This window comes from Dactylosporangium sp. CA-092794, assembly GCF_050948465.1.
In the GTDB taxonomy this organism is placed as follows: domain Bacteria; phylum Actinomycetota; class Actinomycetes; order Mycobacteriales; family Micromonosporaceae; genus Dactylosporangium.
Map to the genome: position 1 here is coordinate 7,579,001 of NZ_CP192044.1, position 20,560 is coordinate 7,599,560.

Genomic DNA, 20,560 nt, shown 5'->3' on the forward strand with positions numbered 1-20,560 from the left:
TCCCGCCATGACGGAGGTCTCTATCGAAACCCGCCACGGCGACATGCCCGCCTACGTCGCCGCGCCGGCCGGGGCCGGCCCGCACCCGGGGGTGGTCGTGATTCACGACGCCATGGGCATGGGCAACGACACCCGCGCGCAGGCCGACTGGCTGGCCGGCGAGGGCTACCTCGCCATCGCGCCCGACCTGTTCTTCTGGGGCCGCCGGATGACCTGCCTGCGGACCATCTTCAGCGACGTGCGGCGCCGTTCGGGGCCGACCTTCGACGACGTGGAGGCGGCCCGTGGCTGGCTCGCGGCCCGGGAGACCTGCACGGGCCGGATCGGGGTGATCGGCTTCTGCCTGGGCGGCGGGTTCGCGCTCCTGCTCGCGCCCGGGCACGGGTTCGGCGCGGTGAGCGCCAACTACGGCACGGTGCCGAAGGACGCCGCGGAGTACCTGCGCGGCGCCTGCCCCGTGGTCGGCAGCTTCGGCGCCCGGGACCTGACCCTGCGCGGCGCCGCGGACCGGCTCGAGTCGGCGCTGACCGCGTGTGACGTGCCGCACGACGTCAAGGAGTACCCCGGCGCCGGGCACGGCTTCCTCAACGACCACGCCGCGGCCGGCGACCCGATCCCGTTCGCGGTCCGGATGACCGCGCCGATCATGCGCTACGGCCCGCACGAGCCGTCCGCCACCGACGCCCGGCGCCGGATCACCGAGTTCTTCGCCACCCACCTGCGCGATTAAGTCGCTTGCCTAAAGGTTTTAGGGAGTCGTACGGTCGGCAGCGTGCGACCGCTGACCGAACCCGACATCCGCGCCGCCTTCGTCAACTGCTCCCGGGGCGAGGCGCAGCGCGTCCACGTGCCGCGGGACCTGGCCGAGCGCCCGTGGGACGTGCTGGACTTCCTGGGCTGGCGCGACCCGGGCGCGCCCGACCGGGCCTACCTGGCCGCGGAGCACGGCGGGCGGCTGGTGGCCGTCGCGCTGCGCGCCGCCGAGCAGCGGGGCCGCCGCTTCGGCCACCGCGGCATGTGCTCGCTGTGCCTGACCACCCACCCCGGCAGCGGGGTGACCCTGATGACCGGCCGGCTCGCCGGGAAGGCCGGGCGCAACGGCGACTCGGTCGGCGTGTATCTCTGCGCCGACCTCGCCTGCCCGCTCTACGTGCGGGGCCTGCGCCGCCCGGGCGCCGGCGCCCGGCTCGACGAGACGCTGTCGGTGGCCGAGCAGGTGGCCCGGCTCGGGGGCAAGCTGTCGGCCTTCCTCGACCGGCTGGTCGGCGACGAGACGCTCGTGCTGTGACGCGCGGCTGAGTGATTCACAGGTTTCCTCAGCCTCGTCACAACCGGCGCGCGCACGCTGGGCGGCATGGCGGTGACGGAAGCATCGAGATTCGTGCGCTGGTACGCCTACGCGGGGTGCCTGGCGGTCGTGCCGTTCGTCGTCGAGGCGTTCCGGCTGCCGTGGTACGGCACGGCGGTCGTGGTCGCCGCGGCGCTGGCCGCGTGGGCGCTGCTGCTGACCCTCATCCGGCCGGCCGCGGCCCTGGTGCCGCTGGCGGCGGTGTGGGCGGCGGCGGCGCTGCTGACGGTGTACGGCACGATCGCCCTCATGCTGCACGGCACGGTGAGCGCGGGGGCGCTCGCCGCCGCCGGCTACGGGTGGGCGCTCGCGGTGGCGGCGCTGTCATATCAGCGGCGGTACAGGGCGGCGACCCGCTCGGCGGCCGCGGCGAGCATGGCCCGCAGCTCGGGCGGGGCGAGCACCTCGGCCTCCGGGCCGAGGGCGAGCAGCTGGGTGTAGGCGACGGCGACCGACTCCGCCGGCAGCGCCACGGTGACCCAGCCGTCGGCGTCCGGCGGGCCGGCTCCCCCGGCCGCGGCGCGGTGGGCGACCGCCTCGACGGCGAAGCGCAGCATCCGCAGCCCGGCCGGGCTCAGCCGCACCGTCACCGTCTCGGCGAGCACGGCGCGCTCGAACTCGGCGGCCCGGCGCGCCCAGAACGACGGCAGGTCGAAACCGTCGTCGCGCTCGAAGCGCGCGCCGGTCTCCCGCACGGCCCGGACCCGGTCCAGCCGATAGGTGCGCGCGCCGGCCTCGACCCGGCCCACGAGGTACCAGATCCCGGTCTTGAGCACGAGCCCGAGCGGCTCGACGGTGCGGGTCACCTCGCCCGCGCGCCCGCCGTAGGTGAGCGTGACGGTGTGGTCCTCCCACACGGCCCGGGCCAGCTCGGCCAGCAGCGGCGGCGGCTCGGCCTCGCGGAACCAGCCGGGCGCGTCGAGGTGGAAGCGCTGCCGGGCCCGCGCCGAGGCCGCGCGCAGGCCGTCGGGCAGCGCGGCGGCGACCTTCAGCTGCGCCGCCGCGAGCGCCTCGCCGAGCCCCATGTCCCGGGCCGGGCCGGGCAGCCCGGACAGGAACAACGCCTCGGCCTCCTCCCGGCTGAGGCCGTTGAGTTTGGTGCGGTACCCGTCCAGCAGCCGGAAGCCGCCGGCCCGGCCCTGCTCGGCATAGACCGGCACGCCGGCGGCCGACAGGGCCAGGATGTCGCGGTAGATGGTGCGCTCGGAGACCTCGAGCCGCCCGGCCAGCTCCGCCGCGGTGCGGGTGCCGCCCGCCTGCAGCAGCAACAGCAGGGAGATGAGCCGGGAGACGCGCACCGGCTAACGGTAGCCCGCGGGGTCGGCCGGGCGGCCGGGCCCGACGACCTCGGCGTCGTAGCGCCACCAGTCGGGGCGGCTGCCGTCGGCGTCGGTGAAGCCGTACTCCTTGGCCAGGCCCGCGCTGGACAGCGACGCCCCGTTGAAGCGCGCCATCCGCGGGTCGGCGGCGAGCGCGGCGACCGCCCGGCCGACGTACACCGGCGACTCGGACATCGCGAAGTGCGGGTCCTTCGCCACCCCGTCGCGCCAGCCGGCCTCGGTCACCCCGAAGTGGTCCAGCATCAGCTCGGAGCGCAGGAAGCCGGGGGTGAGCGCGACGGCGGTGCCGCCCAGCGGCCGCAGCTCCTCGGACAGCGCGAACGCCATCCGCAGCACGGAGGCCTTGGCCAGGTCGTAGAAGAACGAGACGCGGTACCGCTCGGCGTTGTATTCCGCGGTACCGTCGGTCATCTCCACGACCAGCCCGCCCGGCCGGCGCACGAGCAACGGCAGGGCCGCGTGGCTGGTGACGATGTGCGTGTCGACGGCCAGGCGCAGCAGGCGCAGGCCGCGCTCCAGGTCGTCCTCCCACAGCCGCTTGTCCCAGGCGAACATGCCCTCGGCGCCCCAGATGTCGTTGACGAGCACGTCGAGCCGGCCCCGCTCGGCGTCGATGCGGCCCACGACCGCGCGGACCTGGGCCGGATCGAGGTGGTCCGCCTGGATCGCGATGCCCTCGCCGCCGGCCCGCGTGACCAGGTCGGCGGTGTCCTCGATGGTCTCCGGCCGGCCGTACTCGGAGCGCTGCGCGCGGGTGGTGCGGCCGGTGCAGTAGACGGTCGCACCGGCCGCGCCGAGCTGCACGGCGATCTGCCGCCCCGCGCCGCGGGTGGCACCGGCGACGAGCGCGACCCGCCCGCGCAGCGGTCCGTCGGCTGATGTCATTCCGTCGGCTGGTGTCATTCCGTCGGCTGGTGTCATTCCGTCGGCTGGTGTCATTCCGTTGGCTGGTGTCATTCCGTTGGCCGGTGTCATGCGACCCGCCCCGGCCCGCTGGTTGTGGCCGCGCGGCCGCCCGTTGCCCGCCTGGTTATGGCCCTGCGGCCGCCCGTTGCCCGCCTGGTTGGTGTCATGCCGCCCACCCTGGACCGCTGGTTGTGGCCCTGCGGCCGTCCGTTGGTGTCATGCCGCCCACCCTCGCCCGCCTGGTTATGGCCCTGCGGCCGCTCGTTGCCCGTCTGGTTGGTGTCATGTCGCCCACCCTGGCAGCAAAACCTGACAAGGTGCGGCAGGGTTTGCGCACTTCGGAGCTATATTCGCCGACATGGACCCGCTGCGGCGGCGGTTGCGGGCGGCCGGCCTGCCGGTCGCCGCCGTCACCGCGACCACCGGCGGCGGCGCGGCCGCCCGCGCCGGGATCGTGACCTTCGACGACGGCTCCGCGCTGTTCGCCAAGACCGTGGAGACCCCGGTCCCGGGCCTGTTCGAGGCCGAGGCCGAGGGCCTGCGCGCCCTGCGCGACCAGGGCGGCGTCACCGTCCCCGACGTGTACACGGTCGCGCCCGACCTGCTGCTGCTCTCCCGTCTGTTCCCCCGCCCGATCGGCCCGGTGTTCTGGGAGCGCCTCGGCCGGATGCTGGCCGCGCTGCACCTGTCCACCCGCGCCGCATCCGGCGGCCGCTTCGGCTGGCACCGCGACGGCTTCCTGGGCCGGATGCGCCAGGAGAACGCCTGGAACACCGACGGCCACCGCTTCTTCGCCGAGCGCCGCCTGCTGCGCTGGCTGCCCGAACCGCTCGTCGCCGAGGCCCTCTCCCCCGCCGACCGGGCCGCGCTGGAGCGGTTCTGCGCCAAGCTGCCCGACCTGATCCCGGCCCAGCCGCCGGTGCTGACCCACGGCGACCTGCGGACCGAGAACGTGCTGGCCGCCCCCGACGGCGGCCCGGCGCTCATCGACCCGGCCGTCTCCTACGGCTGGCCCGAGACGGACCTGTCGGTGCTGTGGTGCTCCCCGCGCCCGCCGGAGTCGCAGCGCTGCTTCGCCGCCTACGCGGAGCTGGCCCCGCCCGCACCCGGCTGGCGCGACCGGATGCGCCCGCTCTACCTGCACGAACTGCTCAGCACGATCGCCCACGGCGACGACACCTGGGGCGCCGCGACCTTGGTACGCGAGATCCTCGCTCCCTTCCGCCCCCACGCCGGCGCCGGCCCGGACCTGACTCCCCAACGCGGCCAGTAGCACACCCGCCGACCAGCCGAATCTGGTCCGCGGCGCCGACCGGGGCACGCGGTCGTCCCGCCGCCCCCGGGCGGGTCGGAAGTCGTGGACGTCGCACCCGCCGGCCGCACCATCCGATCGCCACGGCCAGCCCGGACGTATGTCTCCGTGATCATGCATGGTGCCGCAGCCGGACCCCGGGTTTGTCATGATCCCGGAGACTTGTGGTACACGGGTGTACATCAGCGCTCCGTGATCATGAAAAACCGTTGGTGTCGGTGCCAGTTGCGCATGATCGCGGAGACTTCCGGCCGCTGCGCCGTGCCCCGCAGCGGCCAGTGCCCGACATGTGGGACGTGACCGCCAATCGTCCCCACCCCGGCGCCCGGCGCGTAAGGACGCGCGGGCCCAGCACCACGTGGTCGCCGACCGGCATGGCGGCCAGCGACGCCGGCTCCCGAATGGCGCCGGCCGGTGCGAGGCGCGGGCAGAGCACAGCGGCGATAGCACGACGGCCCCGGCGCACAGTAGTGCGGACTCCCTCGACGCACCGCAGCACTCGACGCGCACGGTAGCGCATAGCACTCGACGCACGGCGGCGCACAGGCGCACGGGGCGCGGCCGCGCGCAGGCGCACGGGGCGCGGCCGCGCGCAGGCGCACGGGGCACGGCGGCGCGCAGGCGCACGGGGCACGGCGGCGCGCCAGCGGTCGGCGGGCGCGGTAGGGCATCGATGGCCGGGCTACGATTGCGGCGATGGACGGCGTCACCATCGATCTCGACCGGCCGGCCCCGGTGGCCGCCGACGAGGCGCGCGGGCCGTTGCTGCCGACGCTGCGCCGGGCGACGCCCGCCGTCCGGGCGGTGGCGCTGGTGCTGCTCGCCCTCGGTGTCGCCGTGCCGCAAAGTCCGGCGCCGCGGCTGAGTGTGGGGCGGACCGTCCCGCTGCCGAGCTTCTGCACCGGCACGCCGATCCCGGGTGGGCGGCTCAACCTGCTGCGGGGCGACACCTACATCATCCTGGACGCCACCACGAACACCATCATCAGCACCGGTCCCTGCCCGCATCGGACCGCCGGCGACTGAGCGCCTTCTCCTTGTGCACGTGCAGTGTGCAACTGCGATATCCATGCCCCGCATTTTGCCCGTCGGGTACGACAGTTTTCGGGCTGCGCGCGGTGGGTACGCCGTGGACGCGACGAAGGAGGAGATGTGCCGCAGCACGAGATGCGCCTGCAGTTCTCGCTGGACCTCCCGCGGGACGCGGCCCTGGTCGGCGACGCGCGGCGGACCCTGGACGGGGCGCTGGCCGGGGCCGGTGTCACCCAGGACTGCCGCGACGACATCCGGCTCGCCCTCACCGAGGCGTGCGGGAACGTCGTGTCGCACGCGAACCTTGCCACGCAGTACCACATCGACGTGACGGTGGACGGGGGCGAGTGCGTGATCGAGGTCACCGACGACGGCGGCGGTTTCAACCCGGAGCGGGTGGCGGCGCGTGAGCCCGACCGGCTCGTGGAGAGCGGACGTGGCCTGCACGTCCTCGCCGCGGTGGTGGAGCGCCTCGACGTCGTGTCGGTCGAGGACACCGGGACGCTGGTGCGGTTCAGCAAGCACCTGACGTGGGACAACGCCGGGCGCGAGTAATCGGCCGTTCGGACGTATGCTTACCCGGACGAAAGTACGACCCAATACCTCGGACGAAAGGGCAGGACGCCGATGCAGGTCACCTCGACGGTCTCCGGATCGCGCGCCGTGGTCGCCGCGAGCGGGGAGCTGGATGTCGCCACCGCTCCCGAGCTGCGCGGATACCTGCACAAGCTGGTCGACGAGGGCGCGTCGACGCTGGTGATCGACCTCAGCGACGTCGGCTTCCTCGACTCGACGACGCTGGGCGTGCTGATCAGCGCGCACAAGCGGCTGGCCGAGTCCGGCGGCGTGGTGGAGCTGGTCATCCCGCACGCGCGGCTGCTGCGCATCTTCCAGATCACCGGGCTCGACCGGGTGTTCACCATCCACTCGTCACTGCCCGACAACGCCGTCCAGTGACGGGCGGCCGTAGGCGGCGTTGAGCACCTGCATCGCCGCCCCGGCCGCGATGACGTCGTCGCCGAGCGCGGAGACCGACACCCCGACCGTGAGCCAGTCGGCGCGCGGGACTTGTAAACGTACCGCCGCCGCCACCTCGTCGACATAGACGTCCCGGTGCCGCAGCAGGTCGGCGCCGGCCAGCACGACGTGGCCGACGTCGGTGGTCTGCAGCAGGTTGACGACCCCGACGCCGAGCAGCCGGGCCGCGAGCGCCACGTCATCCGCGGCGACGGCCCGGTCGTGCAGCACCTCGAGACAGCCGTCCCGCCCGCACACGCAGCGGGGGCCGCCGAACTGCACGACGGTGTGGCCGAACTCGCCCGCGTTGGTGTGCGCGCCACGGTAGGCCGCACCGCCCAGCCACAGGCCCGCGCCGATGCCCGACTCCACCATGATGAGCACGCCGTCGCGGAAGCCGGCACCGCGGCGCCACGCCTCCGCGGTCACCCCGGCCGTGACGTCTTTGTCGAGGTGTACCGCCATGTGCAGGCGATCCGCGGCAAGTTCCCGCAGTGGTACGTCATGCCAGTGCCGCAGCCGGTGCGCGTCGCGCACGATGCCGTTGGCGTGGTCGAGCGGGCCGACCATGCCCAGGCCCAGGCCCACGATCCGGACCGGGTCGACCGGGTGGCGGCGCAGCAGCTCGGCGCGCGCCTCGCCGATCCGGTCGAGCAGCTGGCCGGGCGTGAAGTCGGCGGGCAGCGGCGCGACCGCCCCGGCCACCACGGAGCCGACCAGGTCGGTGAGCACCAGCCGGACGCGGGTGCGGGTGACGTGCACCCCGATCGCATACCGGCTCGAGGCCACGATCCGGTAGATCGTGGCCGGCTTGCCGACGCCCTGGCGGCGCACGCCGGCGGGCTCGATCAGCCCGTCGCCGGCCAGCCGGGCGAGCACCTTCGACACGGCCTGCGGGGTGAGACCGGTCGCGGCCACCACCGAGGAGCGGTCGAAGCGCGGGGCGGTGCGGGCGAGGCCGACCACGAGCGCGTCGTTGTACCCGCGCAGATAGCCGAGGCCGGCGCCGGGCGTGTCCACGACCACAATCCTATAACGCAACAGCGTTGCTAAACTGCCCGGCATGGAGGACCTCACCGCGGTTCGCCGCTGGACCGCGCTGCTGGCCCTGTCGCTGGGCGGCTTCGGCATCGGCCTCACCGAGTTCGTGGCCATGGGCCTGCTGCCGGACATTTCCCAGGATTTACTGCCGCAGTTGTACTCCCAGTCGCCCGCGAAGGCGGTCGCGCACGGCGGGTGGATGATCACCGCCTACGCGCTCGGGGTGGTGGTGGGCGCGCCGACGATCGCCGCCCTGACCGCGCGGCTGCCCCGCAAGACGCTGGTGGTGGGGCTGCTGGGGCTGTTCACGTTCGGTACCGTCGCATCGGCTCTTGCTCCTGGCTTCTGGCTGGTTCTGGTGGCCCGCTTCGTCGCCGCCCTGCCGCACGGCGCCTACTTCGGCGCGGCCGGGCTGCTCGCCGCGTCGATCATCGGCCCGGGCAGCCAGGCCAAGGGGTTCGCGGCGGTGCTCGGCGGGCTGACCGCCGCCAACGTGGTCGGTGTGCCGCTGATCACCCGGCTCGGGCAGGCGGCCGGCTGGCGCCCGGCGTATCTCGCGATCGCCGCGATGTTCGCCGCCACGCTCGTGTTCGTGGCGCTCACCGTGCCGAAGGCGCCCGCCGACCCGGCCGGGTCGCCCCGCGCCGAGCTGGGCGCGTTCCGCAGCCCGCAGGTCTGGCTGGTCGCGGTCACCGCCGCGGTCGGCTTCGGCGGCTTCTTCGCCATCGACAGCTACATCGCCCCGGTCACCACGCACGTCGCCCACCTGCCCGAGGGCGCGGTGCCGTGGGTCCTGGTGGCGGTCGGCCTGGGCATGACGGCCGGCAACGCGCTGGGCGGCTGGGCCTCCGACCGTAACCTGCGCCGCAGCCTGCTGGGCGGGTTCGTGGTGTTCATCGCGGCCATGGCGGCGTTCGCGGTGCTGGCCCACAACCGCTACGGCCTCTTCGCCGGCGCGTTCCTCATCGGCGCGGCCGGGCTGTTCCTCGGCCCGGCCATGCAGTCGCGGCTGATCGGCGTCGCCCCCGGCGCGCAGCTCATGGGCGCCGCGGTGAACCAGTCGGCGATGAACATCGCCAACAGCCTGGGCGCGGCCCTCGGCGGCGCGGTGATCGCGGCCGGCTGGGGCTACGTGGCGCCGAGCTGGGTCGGCGCGGCCCTCGGTGTGGCCGGCTTCGCCCTCGTCGGCCTGAGTTACGGCTTGGAGTCTTTTTGTCGTACCCCGGCGCTAGTCTCCCGGCATGCTCACACGGGGGGATGACGCAATGGCCGGACGGGGCGGAACGGGCCGAGGACGATGCCGCGGCCGGCGCCGCCCCGCACGGCGAACTGGGTGCCGACGCGCAGTGCCCGGCCGGCGATGTGGACCGGGCGGCGCACCTCGTAGATCGACGAGAACGGCGGCTCGAAGTAGCAGCTGTCGCCCTGCCGCGGTATGTGGTACCACAGCTCCCCGGCCTGCACTCCGGCCTCCACCTGCGCCTGGATCGCGAGCGTCGCGGCCGGGTCCGGGTCGGTGCGCCACATGTCGGCCACCGCCCGCCGGGCGCGCGGGTCGCGCTGCCACTCCGCCAGCGTCGCCCGGTCGGTCATGCACCACACGTCGAAGCGGGGACCGGCCAGCAGCGACGGCATCGCGGCCAGCTGCCCGACGCGAAACCACAGCTCCAGCGCGCGGCGCAGGTGCTGCTCGATGAGCTCGTGCAGCCCGGCGTGGTGGCGGCCGGTGCGCAGCCCGGCGGCGTAGTCCACGGCCGCGCCCGCCTCCGCCGTGTCCTGGCGCAGCCGGTTGACCGCGGACTCGTGCTGCGGCGGCACGCCGGGGCGCACGAGCGCGTGCAGGGCCACCTCGGCGTGCTCGCGGACCGGCGCGACGGCGGCCTGCATGGCGGCGAGGTGCTCGGGCGGGCAGGCGTCCGTCTCGGCCCACGCCGGCAGCGGCGCGGGGAGCATGATGTGCATCGCGACGTCGTATTCGGGATTCGCCCGAGCCTGCCGGGCCCGCGAGACCCACTCGCCGACCGCGGCCAGCCACGCCGCCGCCTGGTCGAAGGTCACCGCCGGCACAAACCCGGCGGTCCCCGGCCGGGCCGCGTAGTCCGCGTCGAGGAGGGTCTCGCCGAGCGTCTGCAGGACAAACGCGTTCCAGGCGGCGAGCAGCTGGCTGCCGGCCGCGACCGGCGCGCTCCAGACCGACGGGAGCCGCTCGCGCAGCTCGTCGGCGGCGAGGATCTCGTCGTAGGCGACCCGCCCGGCCGCACGCAGCGCCTCCAGGTAGGCGGCGTCGCGCTCGCCGGACAGCCCGGCCCGTAGCCGGGTCAGGAAGCCGGGAGCGCCGTGATCCACCACGGCCACAGGGTAAGGCGACCGGTCCAGTCCGCCGGGCCGGCGCGGCCGGCGGCCCCGGGTTGCCGGCCTGCGCGGGTGGCGGGGCGGCCCCGGTCGACTGCGGGTGCGGGTGGTGCGGGCGCCTTGGGTTGACCGGCCTGTTGCGGGTGGCGCGGTGGCCGTGGGTCAGACGGCCCGGGCGGGCGGTGCCGCGACCTCGGCGAGGTCGCCCATGTCGACGCCCGCCTGGGCCAGCAGCTCGGCGACCCGGCCGATGGTCAGGTAGTCGACGATGTTGTCGCGGTGGATGAGGCGGTACCATCGACCGCCGCTGGGATGCCGCACGACCTCGACGCGCCAGTCGCCGCCGGGCGTCTGCATCGCGCCGATGACCTTCACGCAGCGAGGCTAACCCGCCCCTTGACCTGCGCAAAGACGAGATCCACAACTACACCGGTGTAGTTCGCGCGGCTTCCGGCCGGCGGGGCGAAGTCAGTCAGGCGCCCCGAGCGCGTCACGCCGCCGTCGACATGCACATCGGCGGTGGCCGCCCCGACCTCACCGCCGTCCCGCTGCACGGCGTCGAACCGGGTCACGTCGTCGTGGCCACCCCGGGCCGCGGACCGCGGCCGGCTGGTGGCCGCGTTCCGCACGTCGGCCCGGGACTGCCTCCGCAGTTAGGCCGTGTTTCGGCGTCAGACGCGCACGGCCACGGCGTGGAAGCGGTGGGGCGGGTCGTCGTAGCTCCGTCAGCCGCGCACGGCGACGGCGTGGAAGCGGTGCGGCGGGTCGTCGTAGCTCCGTCAGGCGCGCACGGCCACGGCGTGGAAGCGGTGCGGCGGGTCGTCGTAGCTCGTCAGGCGCCAGCCGGCGCGGGCGGTCGCGGCGCGCAGGACGGGCTCGGCGAGGGGCTCGTCGGGGCGCAGCGGGCGGCCGTGGCGGGCGGCGAGGGCAGCGCGGCCGGAGGGGTGGAACAGCACCAGCCGGCCGCCGGGGCGGGTGATCCGGGCGAGCTCGGCCAGGCCTGCGTCCACGTCCGGCAGGTGGTTGACCAGGCCCGCGGCGAACACGGCGTCGACGCTGCCGCCGGCCAGGGGCAGGCGGCGGGCATCGGCGAGCAGCAACGCCGCGGCGCAGGTGCCGGCGCGGTCCCGGGCGGCGGCGAGCATCTGCGGCGTGAGGTCGATGCCGATGACGGTACCGTCCGGGCCGACCGCGCCGCGCAGCGCCGGCAACGCCCGGCCGGTGCCGCAGCCGACGTCCGCGACGACGCCGCCGGGCGCGAGGCCGGCGTCGGCGACGGCGGCCGCATAGGCGGGCAGGTCGTCGCCGAACCTGGTGTCCCAGGTGGCGGCGCGGGCGGCGAAGAACGCCTGCGATTCCGAGCGGTACCACGACTCGCCGGCCGCGAGCGCCGGGTTGAGGTGGCGCAGCACCGGCCAGGCCGGGTCGTGCAGGTCGACCACGGCGTCGGCCCGGTCGCCGGCGTATCCGCCCGGCGACGGAACCCCCGGCATCGGGCCGCCCGACGCCGGGCCGGCCGGCGCGGTGCGGACCCAGACGGTCAGGTGCCACTCCCCGGCCGGCAGCCGATCGATCCAGCCGGCGCCGTCGGCGACAACCACCGCGCCGGGCGGCCGGTCCTCGCCGGAGGTGGCGCAGGCCGCGGCGGGCAGGCGCACGCAGGGCCGGCCCGCGGCCCGCAGCCCGGCGGCGAGCCGATCGGCGAACACGCCGGCGCTGCCGTCGAAGCCGTCGACCGCGACCCGGGCACCGGCGTCGCCGGGCAGCGCGGCGATCAGGTGGGCGAGCACGGTCGACCACCGGTCATGCTGCTCACCGCTGCGCCCGTTCACCCCGTCGCCGACCATGGCTCAATGATGCAGATGCGGCACCGGAAAGGCCAGCCGCCGCCGTGAATGCGGGCCGGAAAGGCGATTCTCCATCGCAGATGCGGACGGTAGGGTGGTCCGCGTGACGGTGTTCCGGATCGGCGAAGCGGCCGAGCTGCTCGGGGTCAGCGCGGACACGGTCCGGCGGTGGATCGACGCCGGCCGGCTGCCGGCGGCCCGCGACGAGCACGGCCACCGCACGATCGACGGTGCCGAGCTGGCCGCGTTCGTCCGGGGCCAGGGCAGCGAGCCCGACGAGCGCTCCGAGATGTCCTCGGCGCGCAACCGGCTGCGCGGCATCGTCACCGCCGTGGTGAAGGACACCGTCATGGCGCAGGTCGACATCCAGGCCGGGCCGTTCCGGCTGGTGTCGCTGATGAGCCGGGAGGCGGTCGACGAGCTCGGCCTGCAGGTCGGTTCGGTTGCGGTGGCCGTGATCAAGTCGACCACGGTCATGGTGGAACGCGCCACGCCGCCCGTGGCGCATCGAGGGAGGATCACAACGTGAAAGCCCATCGCCTGCGCGTCTCCATGATCGCCGTGGTGGCCGGTGCCCTCGTGGCCCTGACCGGCTGCGGCGGCAACGACACCGCCACGACCAGCCCGACCGGGGCCGCCGCGAGCGGCAGCGCCACCTCCACCGGCGTCACCGGCACGGTGAACGTCTTCGCCGCAGCGTCGCTGACCGAGTCGTTCACCAAGATCGGCAAGGACTTCGAGGCGGCGAACCCGGGCTCCACGGTCAAGTTCAACTTCGCCGGCAGCTCGGCCCTGGCCACCCAGATCAACCAGGGCGCCCCGGCCGACGTGTTCGCCTCCGCCGCCCCGGCCAACATGAAGACCGTCACCGACTCCGGCAACGGCGACGGCACCCCGACCACCTTCGTGAAGAACCAGCTGGTCATCGCCGTGCCGAAGGGCAACCCGAAGGGCATCAAGGGCCTGGCCGACCTGATCAAGCCCGGGGTGAAGGTCGCCCTGTGCGCCGAGCAGGTCCCGTGCGGGGCGGCGGCGAAGAAGGCGCTCGACACGGCGGGCGTCAAGCTGACCCCGGTGACCCTGGAGCAGGACGTGAAGGCCGCCCTGTCCAAGGTGAAGCTCGGCGAGGTCGACGCCGCGCTGGTCTACCGCACCGACGCCAAGGCCGCCGCGGGCGACGTCGAGGGCGTCGAGTTCGGCGAGTCGGCCAACGCGATCAACGACTACCCGATCGTGGCGCTCAAGAACGCGAAGAACGCCGCCGGCGCGAAGGCCTTCGTCGCCTACGTGCTGTCCGACAAGGGCAAGGCCGTGCTCACCGAGGCCGGCTTCCAGGCACCCTGACCGTGACGGACACCGATCGGAACGCGGCGGCCCGGCCGGAAGCCGGGCCGCCGCGGCGCAAACGGCTCGGGCAGCGGGCACCCGCCGGCCTGCTCGTGCCCGCCGCGCTGGGCCTGCTGTTCCTGGTCCTGCCGCTGGCCGGGCTGCTGGTCCGCGCGCCGTGGACTACGCTGCCGCAGCGGCTGACCGACCCGGCGGTGCTCACCGCCCTGCGCCTGTCGCTGCAGTGCGCCACCCTGGCGACGGCGATCTGCCTGGTCTTCGGCGTGCCGCTGGCCTGGCTGCTGGCCCGGGTCGAGTTCCCGGGCCAGCGGCTGGTCCGCGCGCTCATCACCGTCCCGCTCGTGCTGCCCCCGGTCGTCGGCGGCATCGCGCTGCTGCTGGTGTTCGGCCGCCGCGGGCTGCTGGGTGAGTGGCTCGACCGTACCACCGGGATCACGCTGCCCTTCACCACCACCGGCGTCGTGCTCGCCGAGGCGTTCGTGGCCATGCCGTTCCTCGTTATCGCCGTCGAGGGCGCCCTGCGCGCCGCCGACCGCCGCTACGAGGAGGCCGCCGCCACCCTCGGCGCCGGCCGCTGGACGACGTTCACCCACGTGACGCTGCCCCTGGTCGCGCCGGGCATCGCCGCCGGCGCCGTGCTGGGCTGGGCCCGCGCGCTGGGCGAGTTCGGCGCCACGATCACCTTCGCCGGCAACTTCCCCGGCGTCACCCAGACCATGCCGCTGGCCGTCTACCAGACCATGGAGGGCGGCGACCTCGACGGCGCCGTGGTGCTGAGCCTCGTGCTGCTCATCGTGTCCGTGGCCGTCCTGGCCGGGCTGCGCGAGCGCTGGATCACCGCCGCGTGACCGCCCCGCCGCCGGACGCCCCCCCACCTCCGCACGCGCCACCTCCGCACGCGCCACCTCCGCACGCGCCGCCTCCGCACGCGCCGCCGCCGGACGCGCCGCTGCTGGACGCGCGCCTGGTCGTCGACCGCGGCGGCTTCCGCCTCGACATCGCCCTGCGCATCGCCGCCGGTGAGGTCGTCGCGCTGCTCGGGCCCAACGGCGCCGGCAAGACCACCGCGCTGCGGGCCCTCGCCGGCCTGCAGCCGCTCGGCGACGGCCACGCCACCCTCGCCGGCAGCGACCTGGACCGCCCGGCCCGCCGCACGTGGATCCCGCCCGAGCGCCGCCCGATCGGCGTCGTCTTCCAGGACTACCTGCTGTTCCCGCACCTGACCGCCCTGGACAACGTCGCCTTCGGCCCCCGCCGGCACGGCCTGGACCGGCGGGCCGCCCGGGCCCGGGCCGAGACCTGGCTCGCCCGCGTCGGCCTCGCCGAGCACGCCCGCCGCAAGCCCCGCCAACTGTCCGGCGGCCAGGCCCAGCGGGTCGCCCTGGCCCGCGCCCTGGCCGTCGACCCCACCCTGCTGCTGCTCGACGAGCCGCTCGCCGCCCTGGACGCCCGCACCCGGCTGGACACCCGCGCCGAACTGCACCGCCACCTCGCCGGCCACCCGGGCGCGACGCTGCTCGTCACCCACGACCCGCTCGACGCCCTCGTGCTCGCCGACCGGCTCGTCATCATCGAGGACGGCCGCGTCGTGCAGGACGGCGACGCCGCCGCCGTCACCGCCCGCCCCCGCACGGACTACGTCGCCCGCCTCGTCGGCCTCAACCTCTACCGCGGCCGCGCCGACGGCACCGCCGTCCACCTGGCCGGCGGTTTCACGCTCACCTGCGACGACCGCCTGCACGGCGACGCCTTCGTGGTCTTCCGCCCGGCCGCGGTCGCGCTGCACCCCGACCGCCCCGACGGCAGCCCCCGCAACACCTGGCCGGCCACCATCGCCGGCATCCAGCCCAACGGCGACAACCTGCGCGTGCAGCTCGACGGCCCGATCAGCGCCGCCGCCGACATCACCCCGGCCGCCGCCGCCCAGCTGCGCCTCGCTCCGGGCCAGCCGGTGTGGGCCGCGGTCAAGGCCACCGAGACCCACGCCTACCCCGCCTGAGGCCGCCACCCCGCCCGCAGTCACGGCCGCCGAGGCCCACGCCACCCCGCCTGACGCCGCTGCCCCGAGCGCGGTCAAGGCCGCCGCGGCCCACGCCACCCCGCCTGACGCCGCTGCCCCGGGCGCGGTCAAGGCCGCCGGGGCCTACGCCTGCCCCCGGCTGCGGCCGCCGCCCCGGGCGCGTGCAATGCTGGCCGCGTGACCGGCTTTCGGCCCGATCTGTATCGCGGTACCGCCGGCTACTACGACCGCTTCCGGCTGCCCTACCCCGACGGGATGGTCGCCGACCTCGCCCGCCGCGCCGCACCGTCGGGCCGCGGGCGGCTGCTCGACCTGGCGTGCGGCACCGGCCAGCTCGCGTTCCCGCTGCGCCGCTGGTTCGCCGAGACGTGGGCGGTCGACGCCGAGCCGGACATGACCGACGTGGTCCGCGCCAAGGCGGCCGCCGCCGGCGCGGCCGACGTCCGCCCGGTCACCGCCGCCGCGGAGGAGCTCGACGCCGCCCCGGAGAGCTTCGAACTGATCGTCATCGGCAACGCCTTCCACCGCCTCCGCCGCGCCGCGGTCGCCGAGCGCGCCCACGCCTGGCTCAGCCCCGGCGGCCACTTGGCGCTGTGCTGGTCGACCTCGCCGTGGGCCGGCCCCGCGGACTGGCAGCGGACCCTCGACCGCCTGCTGCGCCGGTGGCAGCACACCCTGGGCGCTGGCGGCCGCGTCCCACCGGGCTGGGAGCGCGACCGCCAGCAGGACCCGGACCACGAGCTGCTGTCCCGGGCCGGCTTCGAGCTCGCCGGCCGCCATGAGTTCACGGCCGAGCACCGCTGGACGATCCCGGACCTCGCCGGACACATCCGGTCGACCTCGTTCCTCCCGCCGCCGGTGCTCGCCGGCCACGCCGCCGACTTCGACGCCGACCTCGCCGCCGAGCTCGGCCGGCACAGCATCGACGGCCACCTCACCGAGACGGTCGGCTTCGCCTACGACCTGGCCCGCAAGCCAACTTCCACCTGACTGACACCCACCACGCGGTGCGGGATGCCACCGACTGCGGACGGTGCGGATGTCGCACCCGCCGGGCGCACAACCTCCGATCCGCGCGGCCGGGCCGGATGAAAGTCTCCGTGATCATGATGCTCGCGCTGACCGCACACCGGGTTTGCCATGATCCCGGAGACTTGTGGTACACGGGGGTACATCAGCACTCCGTGATCATGAAAAACCGTTGGTGTCGATGCCGGGTGCGCATGATCGCGGAGACTTCCGGTCGCTGCCCCGTGCCCCGCGGCGCACAGCTGCTCGACGGTCAGCCGCACCGGGCGGCGGTCGGGCCCGGAGCAACAAGAAGCAGCGGGCGGGTTACGGCTTGATGCGGGCGGGGGTCGCATGGCCAAGAGCGACCGGCAGCAAGGGCACGGGGCTTGATGCGGCAGGGTCGTGGGGGCGAAAGAGATCGGAGACGGCGGGCACCAGGGCGGTGCCGCGGACGCGGTCAAGCCGGACGCGGCGCCCCGGGGGCGGTGATGTCGGGGGGCGGGGCGGGGTCAGGTGTGGTCGGTGGGGCGGATCGGGACGACGAGGTAGCGCAGGTTGGCGGTTGCGGTGGTCAGCTCCGTGGCGCGCAGGGCGGGCTGGATGCGGAGCTGGACGGGGTCGCCGGGGAAGGCGTGCAAGGCGTCGGACAGGAGGCGGGTCTGGTAGGAGCGGGTTGCCTGGCCCATGCGGATCGCGGCCTTCACCGTCTCCTCGGACTCGCCGCGCAGGGGGTCGGCGGCGCGGACCAGCAGGGCGCCGTCGATCGACTGCAGGGTCACGCGGCCCTGGTCTCCCGCGTACGCGGTGGCGCGGTCGACGGCGTGGGCCAGGGCGTCGGCGTCGACCTCGGCGATGCACTCCGGGGTGGTGTCGAGCAGGCGGTCGAGTTGGGCGTCGGGGAACGTGTCGCCCAGGGTCGGCGTGGTGACGCTGCCGCCGGGCCAGGACAGGGCGAACAGCTCCGGCGCGACGTGCAGGGCGACGGCGTCGGCGCGGCCCAGGACCGGGGCGATCCGGGCCAGGAGGCTCGCGGGGACCAGGGTCTCGAACCGAGCCGGGACCTCGAACCCAGCCGGGACCTCGAACCGAGCCGAGACCTCGAACCCAGCCGGGGCCTCGACCCGAGACCGGGCCTCGAACCGAGCCGGGGCCGCGAGCTGAGACGGAGCGGGCAGCGGAGGCGGGGCGGCCGGTGGGAGAGGGGCGTGCAGCGGGACGGTGGCGGTGGCCAGGCGGTAGCGGTCGGTGGCGAGCAGCGACAGGCGGCCGCCGGCGGCGCGCAGGCGGACGCCGGTGAAGATGGGGAGGGCGTGCTCGCGGGAGGCGGCGCCGGCGACCGCGGCCGCGGCGGTGCGCAGGGCGGGGCCCGGGGCGTGGGCGGACTCCGGGGGCAGGGTGGCTGGTGCGGGCCAGGCGTCGGGCAGCGTGGGCAGGGCGAACCTGGCGCCTGGGACGCGCACGGCCAGGCGGCCGCCCTCGCCAACGAGACGGGCCTCGGGCGGGTCCAGGCCGGCCAGGGTGTCGGCCAGGCCGCGGCGGGAGACCAGGGCCTCGCCGGGGTCGTGGACCGTGGCCGGGACGTGCAGCCGGACCACGAGCGCGCCGTCGGTGGCGGTCAGGGCCAGGCCGGTCTCGTCGGCGCACAGTCGCACGGCCGCGTGGACGGGCTGCGGGGACCGGCCGGTGAGCAGGCGGACCAGGAGCGCGGCGGCCTCGGCGAGGAGGCGGACCGGGGCGGTGACGTCGAGAGCGCGGGTCATGGGAGGAACATAGCGAGGGGGTACGACAAAACGGTGCCGGTCAATGCGGCAGGGGACGGAAGGCACGCAGGCGGAGGCTGTTGGTCACCACGAAGACGGACGACAAGGCCATCGCGGCGCCGGCGATCATCGGGTTGAGCAGGCCGGCGGCGGCGACGGGGAGGGCGGCGACGTTGTAGGCGAAGGCCCAGAACAGGTTGCCGCGGATCGTGCCGAGGGTGGCCCGGGCCAGCCGGATGGCGTCCGCGGCGGCGAGCAGATCCGGGCGTACCAACGTCAGGTCGGCGGCCTCGATCGCCGCGTCGGTGCCGGTGCCCATGGCCAGGCCCAGATCGGCCTGGGCCAGCGCCGCGGCGTCGTTGACCCCGTCGCCCACCATCGCGACCACCCGGCCCTGGGCCTGCAGCCGGCGGACCGCATCGACCTTGCCTTCGGGCAGTACCCCCGCGATGACCTCGGCGATGCCCACCTCGTCGGCGACCGCCCGGGCCACCGCCGGTGTGTCGCCGGTGAGCAGGATCGGGGTCAGGCCCAGGGCGCTCAGCCGCGACACCGCCGATGCGCTGGTCGGCTTGACCGCGTCGGCGACCGTGAGCGAGCCGCGCACGGCGCCGTCCCAGCCGACGAGGATGCCGTCGTCGTCCTGCGCGTCGATCCCGTTTTCGCGCAGCAGCTGGGCGCGGCCGACGATGATTTTGCGGCCGTCGACCTCGCCGCGCACGCCGAGGCCGGGCACGCCGGAGAATCCGGCGACCGGCGGCAGCGGGCCGAAGCGCGCCTCGGCGGCCTGGGCGACCGCCCGGCCGACCGGGTGCTCGGAGGCGTGCTCGACCGCGCCGGCCAGGCGCAGCAGCTCGTCGGGGTCCTGGCCGTCGCGGGGAGTCACCGTGCGCAGCGCGAGCCGACCGGTCGTGACCGTGCCGGTCTTGTCGAGCAGGATCGTGTCGGCCCGGCGGGTGGATTCGAGCACCTCCGGGCCCTTGATCAGCACGCCGAGCTGGGCGCCGCGGCCGGTGCCGACCAGCAGCGCGGTCGGCGTGGCCAGGCCGAGCGCGCACGGGCAGGCGATGATGAGCACGGCGACCGCCGTCGTGAATGCCGCGGTGGTACCGTCCCCAGCCGCCAAATGGTAACCGAGCGTGGCCACGGCGAGCACGACGACGATCGGGACGAAGACGCCGGAGATGCGGTCGGCGAGGCGCTGCACGGCGGCCTTGCCGCTCTGCGCCTGCCGGACGAGCTCGCCGATGCGGGCCAGCTGCGTGTCGGCGCCGACCCGGGTGGCCCGCACGATCAGGCGGCCGCCCGCGTTGACGGTCGCGCCGGTGACCGCGGCGCCGGGGGCGACCTCGACCGGGATGGACTCGCCGGTGAGCAGGCTCGCGTCGACGGCCGAGCTGCCCTCCTCGACGACGCCGTCGGTGGCGATCTTCTCCCCCGGCCGCACGACGAAACGGTCGCCGACGCTCAGCTGGGCGATCGGCACGCGGCGCTCGGTGCCGTCGCGGAGCACGGTGACGTCCTTGGCGCCCAGCTCCAGCACCATGCGCAGGGCGGCGCCGGCGCGGCGCTTGGCGCGGGCCTCGAAGTAGCGCCCGGCCAGCAGGAACAGGGTCACGCCGGCGGCGGCCTCGAGGTAGATGTCGCCGCTGCCGTCGGTGCGCTCGACGGCGAACGTGAACGGGTGGGTCATGCCGGGCTCGCCGGCGGTACCGAGGAAGAGGGCCCACAGCGACCAGCCGAAGGCCGCGAGGGTCCCCATCGACACCAGGGTGTCCATGGTGGCGGCCGCGTGCCGGAGGTTGACGGCGGCGGCGCGGTGGAACGGCCAGCCGCCGTAGACCACCACCGGGGCGGCCAGGGTCAGCGACGCCCACTGCCAGTAGTCGAACTGCCACGCGGGCACCATGGCCAGGAGGATGACCGGCACGCTCAGTACCGCGGAAACCCACAGCCGGGTGCGCAACGTCTCGAGCTCGTCCCGCGGCGCGGGCTCGGACGGCGGGGCAGGGACGGTGGCGGTGTAGCCGGTCCGCTCCACCGTGGCGACGAGGTCGCCCGGCGTGATCGTCGCCGGATACTCGACGTTGGCGCGCTCGGTGGCGTAGTTGACGGTCGCGGTGACGCCGTCCATCCGGTTGAGCTTCTTCTCGATGCGCATCGCGCACGAGGCGCAGGTCATGCCCCCGATGGACAGCTCGATCCGCCTGGTGGCGGGCGGTGTCAT

22 protein-coding genes are annotated in these 20,560 nt (G+C 75.1%); 13 read left to right on the plus strand and 9 right to left on the minus strand.

Annotated elements, in window-relative coordinates; genetic code table 11:
- Positions 1–7: 7 nt before the first annotated feature.
- From ACQPXD_RS32240 to ACQPXD_RS32250, 3 genes are all read left to right on the plus strand, one after another.
- Positions 8–730, plus strand: a complete 723-nt coding sequence (locus ACQPXD_RS32240) for a dienelactone hydrolase family protein (protein ID WP_432825102.1) — start codon at positions 8–10, stop codon at positions 728–730.
- Between the two features lie 42 nt (positions 731–772).
- A complete protein-coding gene (locus ACQPXD_RS32245; RefSeq protein WP_432825103.1) occupies positions 773–1,288 on the plus strand; it encodes an FBP domain-containing protein in 516 nt (171 codons plus the stop codon).
- A gap of 66 nt (positions 1,289–1,354) precedes the next feature.
- A complete protein-coding gene (locus ACQPXD_RS32250; RefSeq protein ID WP_432825104.1) occupies positions 1,355–1,789 on the plus strand; it encodes a hypothetical protein in 435 nt (144 codons plus the stop codon).
- Here the strand turns inward: ACQPXD_RS32250 and ACQPXD_RS32255 are convergent.
- Positions 1,678–2,646, minus strand: a complete 969-nt coding sequence (locus ACQPXD_RS32255) for a helix-turn-helix transcriptional regulator (RefSeq protein WP_432825105.1) — start codon at positions 2,644–2,646, stop codon at positions 1,678–1,680. The two genes, ACQPXD_RS32250 and ACQPXD_RS32255, sit on opposite strands and share 112 nt — an antisense overlap.
- Positions 2,647–2,649: 3 nt before the next feature.
- Complete coding sequence (locus ACQPXD_RS32260; protein ID WP_432825106.1) at positions 2,650–3,573, minus strand: SDR family oxidoreductase; 924 nt, start codon at positions 3,571–3,573, stop codon at positions 2,650–2,652.
- Between the two features lie 379 nt (positions 3,574–3,952).
- Between ACQPXD_RS32260 and ACQPXD_RS32265 the strand changes: the two genes are divergently transcribed.
- From ACQPXD_RS32265 to ACQPXD_RS32280, 4 genes are all read left to right on the plus strand, one after another.
- Complete coding sequence (locus ACQPXD_RS32265; protein WP_432825107.1) at positions 3,953–4,867, plus strand: fructosamine kinase family protein; 915 nt, start codon at positions 3,953–3,955, stop codon at positions 4,865–4,867.
- Positions 4,868–5,602: 735 nt separating this feature from the next.
- Entirely contained in the window at positions 5,603–5,932 is a 330-nt protein-coding gene (locus ACQPXD_RS32270) for a hypothetical protein (RefSeq protein ID WP_432825108.1), read from the plus strand.
- A 126-nt stretch (positions 5,933–6,058) separates the two neighbouring features.
- Positions 6,059–6,493 (plus strand): ATP-binding protein, encoded by a 435-nt coding sequence (locus ACQPXD_RS32275; protein ID WP_432825109.1) that lies wholly within the window; start codon positions 6,059–6,061, stop codon positions 6,491–6,493.
- A gap of 72 nt (positions 6,494–6,565) precedes the next feature.
- Entirely contained in the window at positions 6,566–6,895 is a 330-nt protein-coding gene (locus ACQPXD_RS32280) for an STAS domain-containing protein (RefSeq protein ID WP_432825110.1), read from the plus strand.
- Here ACQPXD_RS32280 and ACQPXD_RS32285 read toward each other — a convergent pair.
- On the minus strand, positions 6,869–7,975 hold the full coding sequence (locus tag ACQPXD_RS32285; protein WP_432825111.1) for an ROK family protein: 1,107 nt from the start codon (positions 7,973–7,975) through the stop codon (positions 6,869–6,871). The two genes, ACQPXD_RS32280 and ACQPXD_RS32285, sit on opposite strands and share 27 nt — an antisense overlap.
- Positions 7,976–8,018: 43 nt before the next feature.
- Between ACQPXD_RS32285 and ACQPXD_RS32290 the strand changes: the two genes are divergently transcribed.
- Positions 8,019–9,257, plus strand: coding sequence for an MFS transporter (locus tag ACQPXD_RS32290; RefSeq protein WP_432825112.1), 1,239 nt, complete (start codon positions 8,019–8,021; stop codon positions 9,255–9,257).
- Here the strand turns inward: ACQPXD_RS32290 and ACQPXD_RS32295 are convergent.
- The 4 genes from ACQPXD_RS32295 to ACQPXD_RS32310 form a co-directional block, all read right to left on the minus strand.
- Positions 9,242–10,345, minus strand: coding sequence for a hypothetical protein (locus ACQPXD_RS32295; RefSeq protein WP_432825113.1), 1,104 nt, complete (start codon positions 10,343–10,345; stop codon positions 9,242–9,244). The two genes, ACQPXD_RS32290 and ACQPXD_RS32295, sit on opposite strands and share 16 nt — an antisense overlap.
- 165 nt (positions 10,346–10,510) lie before the next feature.
- Positions 10,511–10,723: a hypothetical protein gene (locus ACQPXD_RS32300; protein WP_432825114.1), complete on the minus strand. Its 213-nt coding sequence runs from the start codon at positions 10,721–10,723 to the stop codon at positions 10,511–10,513.
- The gene (locus ACQPXD_RS32305; protein ID WP_432825115.1) at positions 10,720–10,920 is read right to left on the minus strand and encodes a hypothetical protein; all 201 of its coding nucleotides are present in this window, start codon (positions 10,918–10,920) and stop codon (positions 10,720–10,722) included. The genes ACQPXD_RS32300 and ACQPXD_RS32305 overlap by 4 nt, the downstream gene beginning before the upstream one ends.
- A gap of 207 nt (positions 10,921–11,127) precedes the next feature.
- A complete protein-coding gene (locus tag ACQPXD_RS32310) occupies positions 11,128–12,195 on the minus strand; it encodes a methyltransferase domain-containing protein (protein WP_432825116.1) in 1,068 nt (355 codons plus the stop codon).
- 103 nt (positions 12,196–12,298) lie between these two features.
- On the opposite strand from ACQPXD_RS32310, the gene ACQPXD_RS32315 reads away from it, so the two are divergent.
- From ACQPXD_RS32315 to ACQPXD_RS32335, 5 genes are all read left to right on the plus strand, one after another.
- Positions 12,299–12,724 (plus strand): TOBE domain-containing protein, encoded by a 426-nt coding sequence (locus ACQPXD_RS32315; RefSeq protein ID WP_432825117.1) that lies wholly within the window; start codon positions 12,299–12,301, stop codon positions 12,722–12,724.
- A gap of 23 nt (positions 12,725–12,747) precedes the next feature.
- On the plus strand, positions 12,748–13,539 hold the full coding sequence (gene modA / locus ACQPXD_RS32320; RefSeq protein WP_432844034.1) for a molybdate ABC transporter substrate-binding protein: 792 nt from the start codon (positions 12,748–12,750) through the stop codon (positions 13,537–13,539).
- A gap of 89 nt (positions 13,540–13,628) precedes the next feature.
- Positions 13,629–14,390 (plus strand): ABC transporter permease, encoded by a 762-nt coding sequence (locus ACQPXD_RS32325; protein ID WP_432844036.1) that lies wholly within the window; start codon positions 13,629–13,631, stop codon positions 14,388–14,390.
- A 101-nt stretch (positions 14,391–14,491) separates the two neighbouring features.
- Positions 14,492–15,541 (plus strand): ABC transporter ATP-binding protein, encoded by a 1,050-nt coding sequence (locus tag ACQPXD_RS32330; RefSeq protein ID WP_432844038.1) that lies wholly within the window; start codon positions 14,492–14,494, stop codon positions 15,539–15,541.
- 198 nt (positions 15,542–15,739) lie between these two features.
- Positions 15,740–16,552 (plus strand): class I SAM-dependent methyltransferase, encoded by an 813-nt coding sequence (locus ACQPXD_RS32335; protein ID WP_432825118.1) that lies wholly within the window; start codon positions 15,740–15,742, stop codon positions 16,550–16,552.
- Positions 16,553–17,082: 530 nt separating this feature from the next.
- Here the strand turns inward: ACQPXD_RS32335 and ACQPXD_RS32340 are convergent.
- Both ACQPXD_RS32340 and ACQPXD_RS32345 read right to left on the minus strand, forming a co-directional pair.
- Complete coding sequence (locus ACQPXD_RS32340) at positions 17,083–18,333, minus strand: hypothetical protein (protein ID WP_432825119.1); 1,251 nt, start codon at positions 18,331–18,333, stop codon at positions 17,083–17,085.
- Between the two features lie 40 nt (positions 18,334–18,373).
- Positions 18,374–20,560, minus strand: a complete 2,187-nt coding sequence (locus tag ACQPXD_RS32345; protein ID WP_432825120.1) for a heavy metal translocating P-type ATPase — start codon at positions 20,558–20,560, stop codon at positions 18,374–18,376.